Raw genomic sequence first — 21,547 nt, forward strand, 5'->3', positions numbered from 1 at the left:
AACTGACTTTTTAGGTTTCAACAATTACTTTATAAATCAATTACTTCATAAATCAGCTATTTCATAAAACCATTATCTGCTAAAAATGCTTCTGTAATTTGGCTTTGCGGACTTGGCGTATTCATACCACTGGTTTGCGACTTATTTAACAAACGTTCTAAATAGCGCGCGACGATATCCACTTCGATATTGACTTTATTTCCAACCAGCCAATGCTTAGCGATATTGGTCACTTGAGCGGTATGTGGAATGATATTTAAAGAGACAATATTGTCTCGTACAAGGTTGGTCGTCAGACTAATACCATCAACCGTGATAGAGCCTTTGGTCGCTGTATAGTGCGCCAGCTCTTGTGGTATCTCGATTTCGATATAGATAGAGCGCGCATCTTGTTGCAGCTTACTGACCACGCCGACGCCATCGACGTGACCCGCGACGATATGACCACCAAAACGCGTGGTTGGTAGCATCGCTTTCTCTAAATTCACTGTGTGACCAGCTTTTAAAGTTTCTAATGCGGTACGAGCGATAGTTTCACGTGAGACATCGACCGAGTAATGATTACTCCCTAGGTCTACAACGGTTAAGCAGATACCATTGGAGGCAATAGAATCTCCTAGCTTCACATCACTAAAGTCCAAACCATCAGACTCTATCGTCAAACGTATATCACCGCCCGTAGGCTGCATGGACTTAACCTTTCCAACACTCTCTATAATTCCAGTAAACATATCGACCTCATTTCATTATGATATTGTCTTTATAGACAATATATCTTGATCTATTAATATTGTGGCAGCATTTGTCTAAGCCAGTTTTCTTAGTGTAACTTGAGCTTAATTGAGCCTATGATGGGATAGATTGTGGATAAGTACTGACAATTCAACTCATAACGTATTAAAACACGCATTTCCGTTAAGTTATCCACAGGAAACAAGATGTTGGCTAATATCAAGAAAGATTAATAGCAAAACCTAAGTTACTGATTACATTAGATTAATATAAAATTTTTTATAAAAGACCTATTTTTCTGTTTCATGTGAAACAAAGTTATACACAGTTTCATGTGGAACCTTGTACGACACTGGCTGCTTATCCACACTTAGCAAAAATTTAGCACAAACTGTGGATAAGCTGTTTATAAATAACAAGTTATAGCGGTAATAAAGTCAGTTTAAGGTCAGGAGTTAATGTTTCATGGCTATAAATATTAAAACGCAACTGCTGAGCTAGAGACAATGGGTTAAAATCGACCATCGGTCTTGCTTGCGCGCCCAACAAACAAGGCGCCTGATAAACAATCAACTCATCTACCAATTGTTGGCTTAAGAAGCCACCAGCAACACTAGATCCTGCCTCTATCAATACGTCATAACATTGATGATCACTGACTAATTTTTTTAGTAATTCAGTCAAGTTATCTTCGCGCCAATAAATCGTATCCGGTCGACGGCATAATTGATAGTCAGACTGTAAGCTGTGTTCTAAGCGCTGACGCCTATCGAGTACGACAACCTTAGGAGCAGGAACTTGTTCAGGTGGCACAGCTAATTGGTTGGAACGTACATTAAGCTGTGGATTATCCGTGATAACCGTCTCACTACCGGTAATAATCGCGCCACTTTGTGCACGTAGCTTCTGCACATCTTCGCGGGCAGACGCTGAGGTAATCCATTTTGACTCCCCAGATGCCATCGCGGTACGACCGTCAAGGCTGGTGGCAATTTTCAGTCGTACATAAGGCATCTGGGTGCGCATTGCCTTTAAAAACCCACGATTTAAAGCTTCTGCTTGCTCGGTTAATATACCGACTGTCACTTGAATTCCAGCCTGCTCTAACAGTTTCACACCACGTCCTGCCACTTGTGGATTGGGATCAAGCCCTGCGATTACGACACGTTTCACACCGGCATCAATAAGGCCCAAAGCACAAGGTGGCGTACGCCCCGTATGACTACAAGGCTCTAAAGTCACATAGGCGGTTGCACCTAAAGCCCTCGCACCCGCTTCTTTTAGCGCAAATACTTCTGCATGAGGCTGACCAGCTTTCGAATGAAACCCTTGACCGACGATCGCTTCTGCTTGCACGATGACACAGCCTACCGCTGGATTAGGTCTGGTGGTATATAAACCCTGTTTGGCTTGTTCGATCGCAAGCATCATAAAGTAGCGGTCTTGCGCATTCTGAGTATGGTTTGAGACTGGCATAAAAGTAGACTTCATTAATGATGACAGGAAATTCTATCTAAGAAAACAAGCATTTTGAGCTAAAAAGTAAATAGGTAAGATTCGATTGTATTCATCAATTTACTTATCATTTGGACGAATATTGGCAATTTCTTGATGGAAAGCATCAATATCTTGAAAGTCGCGGTAAACACTAGCAAAGCGCACATAAGCAACATCATCTAACGTCTTAAGCTCACTCATGATAATCTCACCCAACACTTTGCTACTGATTTCACGCTCACCCATCTGTCTAACACGCTTCTCAATACGACTGATCATCGCTTCTTGTTCATCAATGGTGATAGGGCGCTTTTGTAGAGGTAATAAGATAGAACGACGCAGTTTTTCGTTATCATAAGGCTCAATTTTACCGCTTGACTTGATGATTCTTGGCATCACTACTTCTACCATCTCAAAAGTAGTGAAACGCTCTTGGCAGCTATTGCATGAGCGGCGACGACGGACTTGCGCACCTTCTGCTGCCAGACGCGAATCAATAACTTTAGTCTCTGACGCGTTACAATACGGGCAATGCATAGCGTTTCCTTATTTCAATATTAAGCGCCTGAGTCACAGTCACTATTTATAAGACCGAATGATAAGACCGAAATTTCTGAGAATTAACGAGCTGTATCAGGCAATTCAAAAAAAATCTGCTAATTATTTTCCAATACAGAAACTACCAAAGATTTTGCCCAACAAGTCATCCGCACTAAAGGCTCCCGTAATCTCACCCAAACTGTTCTGAGCTTGGCGTAAGCTTTCAGCGACTAACTCTCCTGCTTGAAAGACTGTTAACTGCTCGTGCGCCTCTGCTAAAGAGTCGGCTGTGCGTCTAAGTGCATCTATATGACGTGTGCGAGCAATTAGGCTGTTTTCTGGCGGATGAAAACCGACCTTAGCACACAAGGCTTCTACCAGATTATCGATACCAGCACCTGTTTCACATGAAACATTAACTTGTTCATAACCACGTTCTTTTATTGCGATTTGCGAGACAGAGGGTATTTGACTGCGACTATCATCTAGTAAGTCACTTAACAAATCACTCTTATTAGCAATAATCAATAAGCGTTTAGCCTCTGGTAATTCACCAAATAATTGTTCTGCAAGCTGTAGCGGCGTACTTTCTTCTTCAAGATCACGAGTCACATCGTAGACCATCAGTAGCATATCAGCCTGTGTAATGGCGGTACGTGCTCGTTCAATCCCAATACGCTCTACCGTGTCTTCTGTGTCGCGCAGACCTGCTGTATCGGTCAAATGCAGCGTCAAACCATTGAGCACTACGGTCTCTTGCAGCGTATCACGCGTCGTACCTGCAACGTCAGTAACGATAGCACGTTCTTGCCCTGCCAAACGATTCAGCAAGCTTGATTTACCCGCATTTGGTCTACCTGCTAAGACCACATGAATACCATCACGTAAGAGCTGACCCTGCTTAGCGGTCGCCAATACTTGCTGTATCTTGTCTTGCGTTTGTTCAAGTTTACTTTGTATGACGCCGTCTGATAAAAAATCCACGTCTTCTTCGTCAGGGAAATCAATTGCCGCTTCAACATGCAAACGCAGATGAATAAGCTGCTCTAATAGCTGATTAATCTTCTTTGAAAACTCACCACTAAGGGAGCGAATGGCACTACTTGCAGCGGCAGCACTGGTCGCATCAATGGCATCAGCGATAGCCTCTGCTTGTACCAAATCCAATTTATCATTATCAAAAGCACGATAAGAGAATTCCCCAGCACCCGCTTGTTTTGCGCCCAGCTCAAATACCCTTGCTAGCAGTTGGTTTTGTAGAATCATGCCGCCATGCCCTTGCAGCTCAATCACATCTTCCCCTGTGAACGAATGAGGGCCTTTAAAGTACAGCACTAACCCTTCATCAATGACTGTACCATCAGCCTGATAAAAACGACAAAAACTGGCCATACGTGGCGTAAAAGCAGACTTACCCGTTAGTGTACAGGCAATGTCATAAGCACGCGCACCCGACAGACGTACAACACCAACGCCACCTCTTCCAAGCGGTGTGGCAATAGCCGCAATCGTGGCCAAGCCAGATGCTTTAGGTGTTTCAGATGAATTAGGTACGGTTGACGCCATCTCTAGGGAATCCACAATTACTCTCAATAGCTAAAAACCCCATTATAGACGGCTGGACACAGACTGACAAAGCAAACTTTAAATAGCCATGCTTTGCGCTTATTTTATTCCAAATCAGTGAGCGATAATAGAAATGTCACGCATAAAAAAACCACCGCCGTAGCGATGGTCTTTTATCAATTGATGAGCTACTTAGTCCAATACTTTAACAGTACGACGCTTTTGCTCTTCTTCGACTTTTTTATTGACAATATATTGCTGAGTCATACTGAACAAGTTGTTGACTGTCCAGTATAGTACGAGACCCGCTGGGAAAAACAGCATAAAAGCAGTAAAGATGATTGGTAAAAACTTCATCACTTTCGCTTGCATCGGATCAGCTGGCTGCGGGTTTAGCTGCTGCTGTACAAACATCGAGGCACCCATCAGCAATGGTAAAATAAACCAAGGATCCATCGCCGATAAATCCTGAATCCATAAAATCCAAGGTGCATGACGCAGCTCAACACTCTCAACCAACACCCAATATAGCGCTAAGAAGATAGGCATTTGCATCAAAATAGGCAAACAACCTGCCATTGGATTGACTTTTTCTTCTTTATAAATAGCCATCATTTCTTGCGACATCTTCATTCGATCGTCGCCATGCTCTTCTTTAAGTGCGGCTAATCTTGGCGCAATCGCACGCATCTTCGCCATCGAATAGTAGCTCTTATTCGAGAACCACATCAGAGCAATTTTGACTAAAATCGTCAATACAATGATTGACCAACCCCAGTTACCGATGACTTTATGAATACCGTCCAAGATGGCAAATAAAATTTTCGATATTGGCCATAACAAACCATAATCAACCGTTTTATTAAGGCCTACTGCCACATCTTTTAGCTCAGATTGTACCTTAGGACCAGCGTATAACGTGGCATCTAATGTCACTTGTTTATTTGGCGCGACATTGACAGGTTGACTGTTGAAACCGATGAAGTAATCATCGCCTGTTTCACGGCTAAAGAAAGTAGCGGTAAAGTTTTCAGGTATCCATGCTGATACAAAATAATGCTGCACAACACCAACCCAACCTTTATCACTACTAACAGCTAGCTCACCATCATTAAAGTCTTTAAATTTGAGCTTATTATATGGATCATCAGGGGTACCCCAAGCGCCGCCTAAGTAAGTCGCCATACTAAGCGCACCTTTATCAGACATACCTGGATCTTTACTGTCATCACGTTTCAACTGGGCAAATAGCTGACCTTGCCACGGTTGTGTAGAAGCATTTTGTATTTGATAGCTAATATCAATCGGATATTTATTTTCAGTAAAGGTAAAGGTCTTAGTAACGGTCACGCCATCTTTTTTATAAGTAAGCGGTACTGACAGCGTCTGTTGCCCGGCTTCCATGACGTAATTATTAGCAGTGTGGCTGTATTTGGCACGACCTTCTGCAGTATCAATACCGTTAGGACCAATAAGACCAGACTGAGCCACATACACACGATTACTATTATTCTCTAGCAATACGAAAGGCTTATCGCTATCGAGTGTTGCGTCATACTGCTTAAGAGCAGCATAAACAATATCGCCGCCTTCTGGGTTGATCTTTATATCATAGCGATCGGTAGTGACCGTGATTAATCCCGTGTCTTTAGCAGGCGTTGCCGTCACAGCATCATTAGCGACTGTATTGTTATCAACAGGCAACGTCTGTACTGGAATATCACCTGCGGCACCAGTTGTCGAAGGGATGTCAGCACCTACTGAAGTAGTGGTTTCTGACACCGCATCTACAGCTGGCGCATCGGCATAATCATCTCGCCATGCCAAAATCAGCAGATAAGCGGTGATTAACATCGCAATGATGATCATCACCCGAAATATCTTTTGCATAAACCTTTCCTAGATTAAAAAATTAGGGAATGAAAAATTAGGGCATGTGTCATGACCGTACAATTATCATCGTATGTGACAACAGTATTGCCAGTCATTTACATAAAATGTGCATCATTTTACTAAAAATCTGCCTTAAATGATACCAAGAGTGTGGATAACTTGTGGGTAACTAAATAGATATCCACAACTTCGCAGTCTATGATGAACGTTACGTTATTTTCATCATATGGTTTAAGTGAGATACATAGCTTTTATTATCTCTAAAAACATATAAACCTTGAACTTTGACACTAGTAGCTAGTTCGCTAAAAGGTACATATTGATAATGATAAGAAGATAACGGTAGCGGCACAAAATCAATGCCGTGTCCACCCAAAGGATGACAACTGCCGATACGTTTTAATAATAACCAACTGCCTGCTCGGACACCATGCCATGCCAAAGCTTGTTTACCATAATTCGAGCACGTAGGGTAATAGCGGCAACGAGCAGGTAATAGTGGACTTATTAATTTTTGATAAAAAACAATAAAACAATAAATAATTCTATAAAGAAAATTGTTTAAATTAATAAATAAAAAATTCATTTTATTTTTTTTCTATTTTTTTAATAATATTAATTATTTGATTTTTTAATTCTTTATTATCTATATCTTTTATAGATTTTTTAACAATAAAAACAATATCTTTGTTTTCTAAAGAATGAGCCTTTACACGAAAATGCTCACGTATTTGACGCTTGATTAAATTTCGCGCGACAGCCGTAGGAACTTTACGCTTGGTAATAGCCATGCCGACTCGTGGCTTATCATGATCATTGGTACGCACAAATGCCATTAGATGGCTCTGATGAAGCTTACGCTCAGGTGCATCAAAAACCTCACGGAAGGCTGCAGGCGTGAGCAAACGCTGCTCTTTGGTGAAGCGGGCATTAGCTGCCGCTGAAACAGTATTGGACATAGCACAACCTAGTATAAGAGCGAATAACGGTAGCGGAAATAATAGCGCAGAAATAACAACAAAGTACAGAGACAAAAAAAGCGCCGATGTGGGCGCTTTTAATATATGGCTAAGTGTCAGTTGTGGTGATTGACTATCGCAATCTATAAATAATAGAAACACAACAAGCACTATAAGCCATGCTTATCGCAATCTACTGATTATACAGTAAGACGATGACGTCCTTTAGCGCGGCGACGAGCTAAGACCTGACGGCCTTTTTTAGTTGCCATACGAGCACGGAAACCGTGAGTACGTTTACGCTTGATCACGCTTGGTTGGAATGTACGTTTCATAACTCACCTATCAAAATAATGGACTAAATTCGTAATAACGGAGGATTATACCACCGCATAGAATCTTGGTCAATGAACTAATTTAATCTATGTCGATGCAGACAGATATTTTGACAGAGGAAATATCATTTTAAATGATTCATCGTGTGTAAAGTTCATATTCATAACTAAAAAATAACGACTCAGTTAATTAATTCAGTGATGGATTCCTAAAAGTTATCCACAGTTTGGGTCGAACTCTATAATAATTAACTATTAATATATATAAGTATTGTTGTTATTGGGAGCTCGATTATCTGTGTCTAAGTAAGTTTTCCTTTTTATTATCAATGTATTGTGCTATGGGTAAACCTGTGGATAACCTGTGGGCTAAATATGGATAACTTACCTTTCAAAGTTATACACAAAAGTATCCACAGCCTTATCCCCAAAAAACAAGGTTTTATCCACAGGGTATTTGTGTTAGATTAGCCCCTACTTAATATGTGGCTTCGTATAGTTTATCAACGTAACTTCCAATATGGTTTCCAACGGAAATAATTGCGGAAAATATGAAGGGCTACGCAACAGATCATACTGCTAAAACACAAATATTATTTCAAATTATAGGGTTAATATTTTTCATGATAGACACAGCAAATATTTGGGATAAATGTCTAAATGACCTACGATATAACGTCAAAGACAACGTATTTACTATGTGGTTGAGACCATTGTCAGCTCATCAAGAGGCGCAAACGCTGACTATACTTGCTCCTAATGATTATTTTGTGACTTACATCAAAAAAAACCACTTGCAAGAGATACAGCAGCTGGTTGCTAAGCACAGCCAGGGAAGTATTGAAGAGGTGGTTGTGCGTGTTGATAACGCTGGCCGCGATAATGAAGACAATCGTCAATTGCAATCAGGGTCTTTGTTTGAAGAAGATAAACTCTCCCCTACCCCTGAAGATCATAAGTTTGAAACCATTCATCATAACAATGCAAAAGCAGATATTGATGCTAATATGCGTCGTGCAGAATTGGTTGATTCTGCTGATGCCAAGTCGTTAAGTTATCTAAACCCTGACTTTACTTTTGAAACTTTTGTCACTGGCAAATCTAACAATCTGGCTTATAAAGCCTGTTATGAGCTTGGTAAGCGCCAATCAAAAAATCGACACAATCCTTTGTTTATATACGGACCTTCTGGTTTGGGAAAAACGCATTTAATGCATTCTGTAGCACATCGCTATTTAAAAAATAATCAAAGTTTTTATTATTTCACTTCTGAAAAATTTATTAATCAATTGGTTTATTCATTAAGAAATAATAAAATAGAAGATTTTAAAAAGAAAATTAAAAAAGTGGATTTATTGATTGTAGATGATATTCATGTATTAGCAGGAAAAACCAAAAGTAGTAATGAGTTTTTGACATTATTTGCAGATTTTACCAGTGGTGATAAACAACTGATTTTAGCTTCAGATCGTCATCCTTCGCAAATGACCGAATTCGATGAACGTTTTAGATCGCGATTTTCTTGGGGGCTCACTGTAGCAGTTGATCCGCCTGAGATTGATACTCGTGTGCAAATTTTGCAAAAAAAAGCAGCTTCATATGGTATGACACTGCCTAAAGAATGCGCATTATTCATCGCTCAAAACGTGGTTTCAAATGTTAGGCGTTTAGAAGGTGCTCTAAATCAAGTCTTTGCTAATGCTAACTTGACGGGTGCACAGATTACTCTTGAAATGGTGCAATATGCGCTAAAAGACATCGTCGCGATGCGTGTGCAAGCTGTGAATATGGATAATATTCGCAAAGTGGTCGCTGAGTACTATGATGTGACCATCAAAGAAATGATGGGTCGTAAACGCACGCGTAGTATTGCTAGACCGCGTCAAATAGCGATGGCATTATCGCGTGAGTTGACCGGTGATAGCTTTCCTGAAATTGGTCAGTCATTCGGTGGGCGCGATCATACAACGGTGATGCATGCTTGCGATAAAGTTAATGAGCTACGAGCAGCGGATCCTGCGTTTGATAAGGATTACAAAACACTGGCATTGATGCTGCAAGCGGGTTAGCAGGTCACGGTATCACTATGTTTTAGTGGATTGATATGGTTTATAATATTAAAAATACGAGTAGACAGACAGCGAATGGATTATAGTCAATAGACAGGGTATGATTAAGCCATTATTGTTAAGTTTTATAATAAAAATCATTTAAATAAGAGTAACCAAGCATGCAATTATCGATTAATCGAGAGTCGTTACTAAAAGCCATTAATTTGATCGCCAAGGCTGCTGATAAACGGCACAATATGGTTATTTTGGGCAATATCAAGCTACAGCTATCCGAATCAACGCTTATTTTGACGGCTTCTGATTTAGAAGTAGAGCTGACATCGACTTTGAAACTGCCTGCTGGTGCTTGTGTTGAAGCTGGTACCACAACTTTACCTGCAACAAAATTAAAAGACATCTGTAAATCATTGCCTGCACAAGCTCAAATTAATTTGGCTACTCAAGAAAATGAACGCTGCTTATTAACCAGCGGCAAGAGTCGCTTCACCTTAGGCACATTACCTAGCGAAGATTATCCGAGTTTGGGTAATCCCGAAAATATCACGCCATTAACCATCAGTCGCAATCGTCTGATCGATTTGATTCATAAAACGCAGTTTGCAATGGCGATTCAAGATGTTCGCTATTATCTCACTGGTATGTTGTTTGACGTGTCGCAACAGCAGCTGACGACGGTTGCAACCGATGGGCATCGATTGGCTTTGGCGCGCAGTGTCATCGATGTCAGTGCTGATTTAAATATGCAGGCTATTTTGCCCCGTAAAGCTGTTATTGAGCTTGAGCGCTTGGCCTCTGAGCTAGGAAAAATGCTTGGTGAGCAAGACAATCAGGTCACCTTGAGCTTTGGTCGTGAGTTTTTGCAAGTGAGCTTACCCTTTGGTGACGTTGATAGTGCAGGACAGGTCAATCAAAACCTGATGGTTACTTTCACTGCGCGTCTGATTGATGGAAAATTTCCTGATTATCGCCGAGTGATGCCAAGTAATACGGATAAACTGGCTTTATTCAATCAAGAAAAAATGACCGACGTACTGCGCCGTGTCGCGATTTTAAGTAATGAAAAATCTCGCGGTGTGGTGTTTAATTTTGCTAGCGACGGCATGGTAGAAGTGCGTGCTAATAATGCAGAGCAAGATGAAGCGGTGGAGATGATACAGGCGAAGTATCAAGGTGAGCCGATGGAGCTGTCTTTTAATGCGGCTTATTTACAAGATGTGCTTGGTGTGATTCAAGGTGACTTGCAAATGCACATGAGTCAATCAAACGCGTCGGTGCTAGTCAATCAGCTGAATGATGAGTTCCATCAATATGTCATTATGCCAATGCGTATATAGTTTCTGTATGTTTTCAATAGGCTTAATAGCAGGGACTAAAGACACTCAGTTTGCACTAAAAAATTGAGGTAAGCTGAGTGTCTTTGATTAAAATCCAGTATTTTAAATTCAATAATTATCAAACTTTTGCCTATTATTATAGGTAGCGTCAATAGGCGGCTGTCGGCATTATGATTGAACGTCTACAAATATCGAACCTACGCAACCTGACGCACGTCAATCTACATGCAACAGCTTGCAACGTCATTATCGGTGCCAATGGCAGTGGAAAAACTTCATTACTCGAAGCCATATTTCTGCTATCAAGAGGAAAAAGCTTTCGTCATCACCAGCCAAAACGCTATATCCAGCACCATCAAAATACAGTGACTGTGTACGCTAGAATCAATGATAGCAATACTTTAGCTATCCAAAAACAAGCTGACGCGACCACAATTCTACGTCTGAATCAAACCACTGTCTATAACCAAAGCATCTTAACTGAGCAGCTACCAACGCTACTGATAGATCCATCGACGATGGATATGTTAGAGCAGGGGAGTGCTAGTCGTCGCCAGCTGCTAGATTGGTTGGTGTTTCACATGAAACAAGGTTTTCATCCGCAATGGCTCGCCTATCAGCGTCTATTAAGACAGCGCAATAGTTTGCTAAAAAAAACGCGTCATTTGACCCAAGTGCAGCTCGCTGAACTAAAATCGTGGGACAAAGGACTTAGTAATCATGCGGCACTGATTCATCATTATCGTGAACGGATATTCGCAGAATGGCAGCCTTATTTTGCTGAAAGTATCGCGCAGTTATTGCCTGCTTATGCGGAGCAATTGAGCCTTAGCTATAATGCTGGTTATGATACGAATGTTGCGCTGGATATACAGCTTAACGAGCGCTTAGAACAGGATTTGCAACTGGGATATACTCGTATCGGTAATCACCGTGCTGATATTCATGTGCATTGGCGCTCTAATGACTCGGCAGCGTCGAATAACAATTTCTCAGATACAATGCATGAAGCGGACACTAACCTCAAAGTACCTGTTATAAAAGAGCAGGCAGCCAATGTGTTGTCGCGTGGTGAAAAAAAGCTATTAATCACAGCACTGCGTTTATCGCAACTGCCATTACTGCTAAATACCCAAAAGACTAATGATCTATCAAATGATAGCGCTCATGCTCAGGTGACACCAGTGGTATTGCTAGATGATATTACTGCAGAGCTTGATGATAGGGCGATAGATATTCTATTGTCGACGTTAGCGCAGCTGCCATGTCAGGTATTTATGACCAGTTTGACCGATGATATTTTGCCTTTGGTGCATCAATATTGGTCAGAACCTAATATGTTTCATGTGAAACAAGGTCAAATCTTGAGTCCTTAATTATCTCCTTTATGTTATTTCCTTTCTCCACGGGCTTTCATATCGATACTTATCTACCTGTCATTTCGCAATGATATAGGCTATCTTTGCGAGCTGGTTTTATAGGCATAAAACGCTCAGTAAACAGTGACTTAGAGGCAAAAAAATGCTAAAATAGGGCTTTATTTTTGTCCTGTTCTCAGCAAGTTGTTTGATGACGTTATATAGGTGTTTTTCAATGCCTGTAAATTTCTAAGTATTTGATAAATAGGTGTTTTATTTGCTCTCTTGGTTTTTATAATGTTTAAAAAAAGAAGCCGATGTTAGAGAAAAAAAGCGCGGACTTGAAACTCTTTTTAAGTCGCTATCAACACTCAAGAATTTTTAGCTAATCGTGTTTTAGCTGGTAATGCTTATCAAAGGTTTTGACTATAAAAATTAAGTCTAAAATAACGTTATGAGGCGTCATCGTAGTGGTGCGCTAATAACAAACGGCTGATTATGGCTAGATTAAGGAATGCACATGAGTGATTCATTACCTACCGACCACGAGCAACTGACGTCAGACAGCATTGCTGAAACTACGGCACCAGCGGTGGTTCCTGAAAGTTTACCTTCTGATTATAGCTCCAAAGATATTCGTGTATTGCGCGGGTTAGAAGCGGTACGCGTACGCCCTGGTATGTACATCGGTGATACGGATGATGGTACAGGCTTACATCATATGGTCTTTGAGGTGGTGGATAACTCTATCGATGAGGCTCTGGCGGGTCATTGTGATCAAATCGATATCATTATCCACGAAGACGAATCTGTGAGCGTCATGGACAATGGTCGCGGCGTGCCTGTCGATATCCATCCAGAAGAGGGTGTATCTGCGGCGCAGGTCATTATGACTGTCTTGCATGCAGGCGGTAAGTTCGATGATAACAGCTATAAAGTATCAGGCGGCTTACATGGTGTTGGTGTCTCGGTCGTTAACGCCTTATCGAAAAAGCTTGAAATGAATATCTGGCGTGAAGGCTATCATTATCATCAAACCTATACCGATGGGGTGCCTGATGCAGACATTCAGCAAATGGAGCCAACCGACAAAACCGGTACGCAAATCCGCTTTTATCCCAGTAGCGATGTGTTTACTGGCACCATCTTTGAGTACGATATTTTAGCGAAGCGTTTGCGTGAGCTATCATTTTTGAACTCGGGTGTACGCATTGTTTTAACGGATGAGCGTATTGATAAGCGTCATGAGTTTGAACACAAAGGCGGCTTGTCAGAATTTGTCAGCTATATCAATGCTGGTAAAGATGGCATCAATGAAGTCTTTCATTTTGTGAGTGAGCAAGATGACGGTATCAGCGTCGAAGTGGCGTTACAGTGGACAGATACTTATAACGAAAAAGTGTTTTGTTTCACCAACAACATTCCACAGCGCGATGGCGGCACGCATCTATCTGGCTTTCGCTCAGCGTTGACGCGTTGTTTGAATACCTATATGGATCGCGAGAATCTCTTTAAAAAAGAAAAGGTCGTTGCTACTGGTGATGATGCGCGTGAAGGTCTAACCGCTATCGTATCCGTTAAAGTTCCAGATCCTAAGTTTTCGAGTCAAACCAAAGATAAACTGGTATCAAGTGAAGTAAAATCAGCGGTCGAATCAGCAATGCATGATAAGTTTAATGACTATCTGCAAGAGAACCCAAGCGCTGGTAAGGCTATTGCTGGCAAAATCATTGATGCCGCTCGTGCTCGTGATGCCGCTCGTAAAGCCCGTGAAATGACGCGTCGTAAAACCACGTTAGATATCGCTGGTCTGCCCGGTAAGTTGGCAGATTGCCAAGAAAAAGATCCGGCATTGTCAGAGCTTTACATTGTGGAGGGTGACTCTGCAGGTGGTTCAGCAAAACAAGGTCGTAGCCGCAAAACCCAAGCGATATTGCCATTGAAAGGTAAAATCCTAAACGTAGAGCGCGCACGTTTTGATAAAATGCTGTCTTCTGCTGAGGTTGGTAACCTCATTACGGCGCTTGGTTGCGGCATTGGTCCAGACGAATATAATCCGGATAAAGTACGCTATCATAAAATCATCATCATGACCGATGCGGACGTTGATGGGTCACATATTCGTACCCTGTTGCTGACTTTCTTCTTCCGTCAAACGCCTGAGTTGATCGAGCGTGGTTATATTTATATCGCCCAACCACCGCTTTATAAAGTGAAAAAAGGTCGTCAAGAGTTATACCTAAAAGACGACGAAGCACTCAAAGCGTATTTATTATCATCAACGATTGACAATACTAAGTTGCATATCAGTGCGGATGCTCCTGCTATTACGGGGCAAGCGCTAGAAACGCTACTAAATGACTATAACCAAACGCAGCTGATCAAAGCCCGTTTGCAGATTCGTTTTCCAGCGGTGTTATTGGATGCGCTGACGCATACACCGAAGCTTAGCACTGATATGACTTATGATTTGCCTGCGATGCAAGCTTGGAAAGAGGCGATGCAAGCTCAGCTTGAGCACTTCGGTAGTGACTTGAGTCCGGAGATTGAACTGGTCAATATCCATGCGCCGCAACCAAAAAATATGGATGCTGCTGCTGCTGATTTACTGGGTATGAAGCCTGCGGTAGAAACTGAAGAAGGCGCGGCGTCTGATAGTGAAGCGTTATCTGCTAAAGCACAGTGGCTACCGCGTATTACGGTTTATGTACACCAGTTAGCCCATCATTATCTGCTAGATGCTAGCTTTATCAATTCGGGCGAGTACAGCAAGTTGCTGCGTTTGTCTGCTGAATGGAATACCTTGCTTGCAGAGGATGCCTTTATCCGCCGTGAAGCAACGACTGGTACGACCAAAGACATCCCAGTACGCGACTTTGATTACCTCTGGCAGCAGATGATGCTTGATGCGCGTCGTGGTCTAGCAATTCAGCGCTATAAAGGGCTGGGTGAAATGAACGCAGATCAGCTCTGGGATACCACGATGGATCCTGAAAACCGTCGTATGCTACGTGTGACGATTGAAGATGCGATTGCGGCGGATCATATGTTTACTTGCTTGATGGGTGATCATGTTGAACCGCGTCGTATTTTCATTGAAGAGAACGCATTGACGGTGTCTAATTTAGACATCTAAGTTGGACATAAAGAGTTGCGAAATCATTGTTAATTAATTAAAAAAACCACCGCTTTGGCAATCAAGGCGGTGGCTTTTTAATGTTAGAATTGTTTCACGTGAAACTTATTTTACGAATTGCTTTAGATAATGGATATAGAAATGATCGAAGTTTTTTTACTTGCGATAGCCTTGGCGATGGATGCATTTGCGGTATCAATTGGGCTAGGGGCTAAATCACAAAAGCAATCATCTGCTTATGTGCTGCGTTTAGCCGTTTATGCAGCACTATACTTTGGTATTGCGCAAGGTGTGATGCCGCTGATAGGTTATCTATTAGGTGCAGTATTGCTAGGCTGGCTGGCGACTGCTGCACCGTGGATTGGTGGTGGGATTCTTATTGTGCTTGGCGCTAAGATGTTATATGAAGCGTTTAATAGTGAGGTTGAAGCGGTATTAGCAGGCAGTTTCGATGAAAATATACAAGAAAAAATCAACCATCGTATGATGTTTACATTGGCTATTGCCACCAGTATTGATGCAATGGCAGCAGGCTTTACTTTAAACTTACTGGCACTTAATGCATTGCTAGCGTGCTTCATTATCGCTATTATCACCGCTGGATTTGGCTTTTTCGGTATCAATTTAGGTAAGCGTTCAGGTACGTGGCTGGAGGATAAAGCTGAGATACTTGGTGGATTAGTATTGATAGCCATTGGTGTAAAGGTGATGTTTATCCGTTAATAATCATCATTAGATGGCTTAATTCTCTACAATAAAAAGCACCCCTTTGATGATCAAAGGGGTGCATTTTTAACAAAGACTTTGTTTCACGTGAAACTATAACTATTTTATATTAATTACTATCTATTCTTCGTCAGTATCAAAACGCCATGCGAGTATACGCGTGCTTTTTTGACCTTGGCTCATCTCAATGATGCGCATTTGGGCAACACCAAGTTGTTTTAATAGCAATTGCATAGGCTTCACGTTTTCTGATTTTGAGACTAAACTTGTGAACCAGCCAACATGCTCAGCGAAATCTTGACTCTCTTTCGCCATCTTGGTTAAAAAGGCAATCTCGCCACCCTCAGACCATAGCTCTTTATGCTGACCACCAAAGTTTAGGTTTTGCGCGGCATTGCCAGACTTGGTTGAGCTGCGGCTGATTTGTGCGTTCTCATTCTTACCACGATGTCGTTGCAAATTATGCTGCTTACGGCTATTGGCTTCCATCGCTTCTTCTAATGAGGCATGAAACGGCGGGTTACATACCACCACATCAAAGTAATCTTGGCGACCGATGATATTTTTAAAAATAAATTTAGGTTCGGTCTGTAGTTTGACTTTAACTGTACTTTTTAGCTTTGGATTGGTCTCGCAAATAAGCGCGGCAGTATTGACCGAAATAGGATCAATATCTGAGGCGGTAAATCGCCAACCATAGCTTTGGCTGCCAACAATAGGATAAATCGCGCTGGCACCGGTGCCAATATCTAGGGCATGGATTTCTTTGCCCGTCGGCGGTGTATTGTCTTTATTCACATGCGTGGTTTGTGCAAGCAACTCAGCGATATAGTGAATATAATCAGCACGACCAGGAATCGGAGGGCACAAATAACCTTCTGGGATGTCCCAAAATTTCACCCCATAATAATGCGCCAGTAACGCCTGATTAAGGACACGCACGGCGGCACTGTCGGAGAAGTTAATCGTCGACTCGCCTTTAGGATTAGTAATGGTGTGCTTAGCAAGCTCAGGCAAAGCGCGAGTCAGTACTTCAAAGTCATAGCGACCTTGGTGCGGATTGCGCGGATGCAGCTGCCCTAATTTTTTAGCAGTCTCAGGCGATCTGTTTCGGTGATTGTTGGCGGTCGGGCGACGGTTCATAGGCTTACTGGTCATAGTATCGGGCTTTGATGTTTGAATATAATGCACCATTTTAGCAGATTTCACGAGTCACTAGCGTCTTATCGACTACGTAAAATCAGGTTTAATCCCAATATTATCATCGCTGTACCCAATACGCGGTCGATCCAATGTTCAAAACGCTGAAAGCGACGATGAATGGCAGGAATAGACAGTAACATCACCACGGTGCTAAACCATGCCATCTGCAAGACCATCATCCATACACCATAAATAGCCAATTGCCATAGCGGTATATCGGGTGATAGTACGAGGGTAAATATCGCGACGAAATATACTGGCGCTTTTGGGTTAAATACATTGCAAAAAAAGCCACGGCGCAGAATGGAAGCGGTTGAGTCTGTATCAGTAGGCGGTTTTTTATTAGAAATGGCTTTATCAGAAAGCTCGGCATCACTGGTAGAAGTCGTTTGCTTAATAAGCATATCTTGTGAAACGTGAACACCTGAATCTATTAGCTCTACTGGATTTGCTAATTCTGATGTTTTTTTCGGTTTGGCTTGAATACCTTGCCAACCTAAATAAATAAGATAACTGCCGCCCAACCATTTAATAGCAGTGAGTAGTGGCTGCGAATGGGCGATGAGCGTTGCCAGTCCTAGCACCGAATAGATAATGTGTACGGCAAGACCTAAGGTAATGCCAAGACTACAAATCAAACCCGTGCGTCTACCTTTTGCCAAGGTTTGCTGTGAGACTAATACAAAATCAGGACCCGGAGAGGCGGCAGCGAGTAGATGGACGCTGGTGATAAGCAAAAAACCGTGCCAAAATTCCATAACGTGCTCTGATTCATTTCTTGAGTTGGATAATAGTTGCACATTAGCGTAAATGAGGTCAACTAATATTGATATCAGCTATTGATACTCATGCTAAAACGATGCTTGCGTTGCACCGAACGTATGTCTATATTGAAAGTAAGTTACATAATTTTTAGTAGTGTTAATTCGCCATGTGACAAACCATAAAACGATCGCTCTAATAAGGATAAAAACATGACTACGGAAAGTAATAATAGTAATTCTACTAGCAATGGCACTCGCATCACTTATGACATCCAAGATTATATCTGCCTGATTGGGCTTAATCGTGCAGATAAACGTAATGCTTTTGACAGTCATATGATTAAGCAACTCTCTGAGGCACTTACTCAATATGAAAATGACGCTGGTCTTCGCTGTGCGTTAATATTCGCTCATGGTGAGCATTTCACCGCAGGTCTTGATTTGATGGAGCTACAAGATAAATGGGACAAAGGCGCGTTTGAGTTCGCTGCCGACGAAATCGATCCATGGGGAATCGGTGGCAAACTGCGCACCAAACCTGTGGTCGTGGCGATACAAGGCACGTGCTTTACCGCTGGTATTGAGCTGATGTTAAATAGCGATGTCGTCATCGCCAGTGATAACTGCAACTTTGCGCAAATGGAAGTCCAGCGCGGTATCATGCCGTTTGGCGGGGCGACGGTACGCTTTGTCGCAGCGGTTAGTTGGCAAAAAGCGATGCCGTATTTATTAACGGGTAAGAACTTTGACGCGCAAACTGCGGACAAGCTAAATCTGGTCAGCGAAGTCGTACCAAATGGAGAAGAATATGAGCGTGCGCTGACTATCGCCAAAGAGATTTGCACGGCCGCCCCGCTTGGCGTGCAAGGATTACTATCCTCAGCACAAGATGCCAGTCGCAATGGCGCAAAAGCAGCATTAGCTAATATTCATGGCTATCTCCCGCATTTATTTCATTCAGAAGATGCAAAAGAGGGTGCGATGGCGATGGTTGAGAGACGGGAAGCTAAGTTTGTGGGGAGATAAAGGTTTGATCACTTTTATGCGTTTTAGATAGAAAACTAAAGAATTCTCCGTTTATACCTTATTTGGATAGACTGTAAAAAAGATAGCTTTCTTCATTGCTTGATGATAGTTGTAATAGTTTAAAAGCACTAATAACAAACACTCATGGTAATCTACCGTATTTGTTCCATGAAGCGTAGAATAATGGAAAGTGTCACAATTAAATTAATAACAAAAACACCTAGTTTTCAATTTTTATGGAAATTCAATGTTATCAAATGATGAAATGCTAAACGTCTATAATGAATTATTAAAATCATCAGAGCTTACTCATATTGAAGCTAAGAAAGCTTCAGGGGGTATTGGTGATTCTGTGATGCAGACTGTTTGTGCATTCGCAAATGAACCAAACACCAATCATGGCTATTTACTACTTGGTGTGTCAGAACCAAACGAAGATCATGATAAACATTGGGTTAGTGGTGTTGAGGATACCGATAAGATATTAAACGATTTGCAGAATAATTGTCGAAATCAGTTTGAAAATACTATTCAGATAGAGGCTAATATTCTTATTTTAGAAAATAAAAAGGTTGTAGTAGCGAAGGTTTTTGAGCTTAATGCTGCCTCGAAGCCTTGTGGTTTTAAAAGTAGTGGTAAAAAAAGTAAGAACTATACTAAAACAGGGGTATGGAGACGAGGGATCAATGGAGATTACGAAGCTAGAATTGATGAGCTTCAAGACATTATTGCTGCTAAAGCTGGTCAGTCATTTGAAAATGTAGTTTTACCTAATGCTTCATTATTAGATATTGATTCTAATGCTATTGCGCTTTATCGAAAACAGCGAGCAAAAGTACAAGCTGATGCAGCTGAGTTAGAATATAGCGACAACGAACTCTTATTATCTTTTAACTTAATTCAAGAGGTAAATGGTGTTCTCAAACCCAACGTAGCTGGTTTGCTATTGTTCGGCTCACATCTAGCATTGCGGCGTCATCTTCCTATGGCGCGTGTAGATTATATTAGAAATGCGGGAACGAGATGGGTAGAAGACAGTGATGAGCGATTTATGTATACCAAAGATTTTCGCGAGCCACTGATTGAAATGATACCTCGTATTGAAGCAATCATTATGGATGATATGCCTAATCATTTCCGTTTAGATGATAATGAGCTTCAACGTTCTGATGAACCTTTATTACCTCAAAGAGTTGTTCGTGAGGCTTTGGTCAATATGGTAATGCACCGTGACTACTCTGCAAACCAGCCTTCCCAAATTAACCGCTTTAAAGATAGATTAGAGATGCAAAATGCTGGTTATTCTTTAAAACCTTTAGACTCATTGGATAGTGCTAGCTCAGTAACGCGCAATCCTTTAATAGCAGCTGTACTATATGATTTAAGACTAGCTGAAACTAAAGGAAGCGGTATTCGTACTATGCGTGATAAGTTAAATCAAGCTAAGCTTAGCGCGCCTAGGTTTGATAGTAATCATGTTAGAAACTATTTTAAAGCAACTTTTTTATTGCATCAATTAATGGATGATAAACAACTCAAGTGGCTGGAAGCTTTTGATAATTATGGTTTATCGGATAATGATGCTATGGCACTTATGCTGGCCTATGAGACAGGGAAGGTAAATAACAGCTCTCTTAGGGACATTACTAAATTAGATACATTATCAGCAAGCAGTCTTTTATCAAAACTCTGCAAGAAGAATTTATTGCAGAAAAAGGGGAAGGGAACTTCTACTCTCTATACTTTAACGGAATATGCTTTAGATATTGGATTAAATGCAAACAATGATAGTAATTTTGTGCTTGGTGACATAACCTCCGAAGCTGACGTTCAAACCTCCGAAGCTGACGTTCAAACCTCCGAAGCTGACGTTCAAACCTCCGAAGCTGATGTTCAAACCTCCGATGCTGATGTTCAAACCTCCGAAGCTGATGTTCAAACCTCCGATGCTGATGATCAATATGCATTTGATTTTTCGGAAAGTTTAAAGCTTGAAGAGCCACCTCGGCAAGCTTTAAACCAGCTACAAGCTCTACCCAAAAAATCACTACCAGAAGAGGTAGATAGAAGAATACTTATTTTGTGTCAAAATGAAGCGCTTAGCACAGATCAATTATCAAAAAATCTTAATAGGAACTCGGATTACTTACGCAAACAGTATATTTCGCAATTACTAACTAGAGGGTTAATACGCCAGTTATATGCTGATTCACCTAAGCATCCGTATCAAGCATATATAACAACCGAATTAGGTGAGGAATGGATAAATGGTAAAACACAGTAAGTAACGATTTATAAATAGCGTGTAGGATGGGTTGCGAAGGCTAGGTTTTGGGGCAGTATCGTGACCAACAGGAATGACCCAAACCGTAGCCACAGAAAATCATAGATTTTCTCTTGCGTCAA

Annotated in this window: 17 protein-coding genes; 7 read left to right on the top strand and 10 right to left on the bottom strand. The window is 41.4% G+C overall.

Annotation, left to right across the window (positions count from 1 at the left end; all coding sequences use genetic code 11):
* Positions 1 to 56 precede the first annotated feature (56 nt).
* The 8 genes from JMW94_RS05155 to rpmH all read right to left on the bottom strand — a co-directional run bounded on the left by JMW94_RS05155 (position 57) and on the right by rpmH (position 7,522).
* Positions 57 to 731, bottom strand: coding sequence for a riboflavin synthase (locus JMW94_RS05155; protein ID WP_060492108.1), 675 nt, complete (start codon positions 729 to 731; stop codon positions 57 to 59).
* 421 nt (positions 732 to 1,152) lie between these two features.
* Positions 1,153 to 2,208 carry a bifunctional diaminohydroxyphosphoribosylaminopyrimidine deaminase/5-amino-6-(5-phosphoribosylamino)uracil reductase RibD gene (gene ribD, locus JMW94_RS05160; RefSeq protein WP_201602349.1) on the bottom strand — a complete coding sequence of 352 codons (1,056 nt, stop codon included), beginning with the start codon at positions 2,206 to 2,208 and terminating at the stop codon, positions 1,153 to 1,155.
* A gap of 99 nt (positions 2,209 to 2,307) precedes the next feature.
* Complete coding sequence (gene nrdR, locus JMW94_RS05165) at positions 2,308 to 2,766, bottom strand: transcriptional regulator NrdR (protein WP_045453932.1); 459 nt, start codon at positions 2,764 to 2,766, stop codon at positions 2,308 to 2,310.
* 123 nt (positions 2,767 to 2,889) lie between these two features.
* The gene (gene mnmE, locus JMW94_RS05170; protein ID WP_201602352.1) at positions 2,890 to 4,335 is read right to left on the bottom strand and encodes a tRNA uridine-5-carboxymethylaminomethyl(34) synthesis GTPase MnmE; all 1,446 of its coding nucleotides are present in this window, start codon (positions 4,333 to 4,335) and stop codon (positions 2,890 to 2,892) included.
* A 192-nt stretch (positions 4,336 to 4,527) separates the two neighbouring features.
* On the bottom strand, positions 4,528 to 6,225 hold the full coding sequence (yidC, locus tag JMW94_RS05175) for a membrane protein insertase YidC (protein ID WP_055125623.1): 1,698 nt from the start codon (positions 6,223 to 6,225) through the stop codon (positions 4,528 to 4,530).
* A gap of 211 nt (positions 6,226 to 6,436) precedes the next feature.
* Positions 6,437 to 6,814: a membrane protein insertion efficiency factor YidD gene (yidD, locus tag JMW94_RS05180; RefSeq protein ID WP_201602355.1), complete on the bottom strand. Its 378-nt coding sequence runs from the start codon at positions 6,812 to 6,814 to the stop codon at positions 6,437 to 6,439.
* A 1-nt stretch (position 6,815) separates the two neighbouring features.
* On the bottom strand, positions 6,816 to 7,349 hold the full coding sequence (rnpA, locus tag JMW94_RS05185) for a ribonuclease P protein component (RefSeq protein WP_227685427.1): 534 nt from the start codon (positions 7,347 to 7,349) through the stop codon (positions 6,816 to 6,818).
* Between the two features lie 38 nt (positions 7,350 to 7,387).
* A complete protein-coding gene (gene rpmH, locus JMW94_RS05190) occupies positions 7,388 to 7,522 on the bottom strand; it encodes a 50S ribosomal protein L34 (protein WP_007394757.1) in 135 nt (44 codons plus the stop codon).
* 623 nt (positions 7,523 to 8,145) lie between these two features.
* Between rpmH and dnaA the strand changes: the two genes are divergently transcribed.
* The 5 genes from dnaA (at position 8,146) to JMW94_RS05215 (ending at position 16,145) form a co-directional block, all read left to right on the top strand.
* Positions 8,146 to 9,591, top strand: a complete 1,446-nt coding sequence (gene dnaA / locus JMW94_RS05195) for a chromosomal replication initiator protein DnaA (RefSeq protein ID WP_201602358.1) — start codon at positions 8,146 to 8,148, stop codon at positions 9,589 to 9,591.
* A gap of 161 nt (positions 9,592 to 9,752) precedes the next feature.
* On the top strand, positions 9,753 to 10,928 hold the full coding sequence (gene dnaN, locus JMW94_RS05200) for a DNA polymerase III subunit beta (RefSeq protein WP_060490111.1): 1,176 nt from the start codon (positions 9,753 to 9,755) through the stop codon (positions 10,926 to 10,928).
* Between the two features lie 170 nt (positions 10,929 to 11,098).
* Positions 11,099 to 12,304 carry a DNA replication/repair protein RecF gene (recF, locus tag JMW94_RS05205; protein WP_201602373.1) on the top strand — a complete coding sequence of 402 codons (1,206 nt, stop codon included), beginning with the start codon at positions 11,099 to 11,101 and terminating at the stop codon, positions 12,302 to 12,304.
* A gap of 502 nt (positions 12,305 to 12,806) precedes the next feature.
* Positions 12,807 to 15,422, top strand: coding sequence for a DNA topoisomerase (ATP-hydrolyzing) subunit B (gyrB, locus tag JMW94_RS05210; RefSeq protein WP_201602376.1), 2,616 nt, complete (start codon positions 12,807 to 12,809; stop codon positions 15,420 to 15,422).
* Positions 15,423 to 15,563: 141 nt separating this feature from the next.
* Positions 15,564 to 16,145 (top strand): manganese efflux pump MntP family protein, encoded by a 582-nt coding sequence (locus tag JMW94_RS05215; protein WP_201602379.1) that lies wholly within the window; start codon positions 15,564 to 15,566, stop codon positions 16,143 to 16,145.
* Positions 16,146 to 16,268: 123 nt separating this feature from the next.
* Here JMW94_RS05215 and rlmF read toward each other — a convergent pair whose 3' ends face one another.
* Both rlmF and JMW94_RS05225 read right to left on the bottom strand, forming a co-directional pair.
* Complete coding sequence (rlmF, locus tag JMW94_RS05220) at positions 16,269 to 17,306, bottom strand: 23S rRNA (adenine(1618)-N(6))-methyltransferase RlmF (RefSeq protein WP_201602394.1); 1,038 nt, start codon at positions 17,304 to 17,306, stop codon at positions 16,269 to 16,271.
* A 65-nt stretch (positions 17,307 to 17,371) separates the two neighbouring features.
* The gene (locus JMW94_RS05225) at positions 17,372 to 18,109 is read right to left on the bottom strand and encodes a LysE family translocator (RefSeq protein ID WP_201602408.1); all 738 of its coding nucleotides are present in this window, start codon (positions 18,107 to 18,109) and stop codon (positions 17,372 to 17,374) included.
* 216 nt (positions 18,110 to 18,325) lie between these two features.
* Between JMW94_RS05225 and JMW94_RS05230 the strand changes: the two genes are divergently transcribed.
* Both JMW94_RS05230 and JMW94_RS05235 read left to right on the top strand, forming a co-directional pair.
* Positions 18,326 to 19,141, top strand: coding sequence for a crotonase/enoyl-CoA hydratase family protein (locus JMW94_RS05230; RefSeq protein WP_201602412.1), 816 nt, complete (start codon positions 18,326 to 18,328; stop codon positions 19,139 to 19,141).
* Positions 19,142 to 19,388: 247 nt separating this feature from the next.
* The gene (locus JMW94_RS05235) at positions 19,389 to 21,425 is read left to right on the top strand and encodes an ATP-binding protein (RefSeq protein ID WP_201602415.1); all 2,037 of its coding nucleotides are present in this window, start codon (positions 19,389 to 19,391) and stop codon (positions 21,423 to 21,425) included.
* Positions 21,426 to 21,547 lie beyond the last annotated feature (122 nt).

It is taken from the genome of Psychrobacter immobilis (genome assembly GCF_904846185.1).
GTDB classification, from domain to species: Bacteria; Pseudomonadota; Gammaproteobacteria; order Pseudomonadales; family Moraxellaceae; genus Psychrobacter; species Psychrobacter immobilis_B.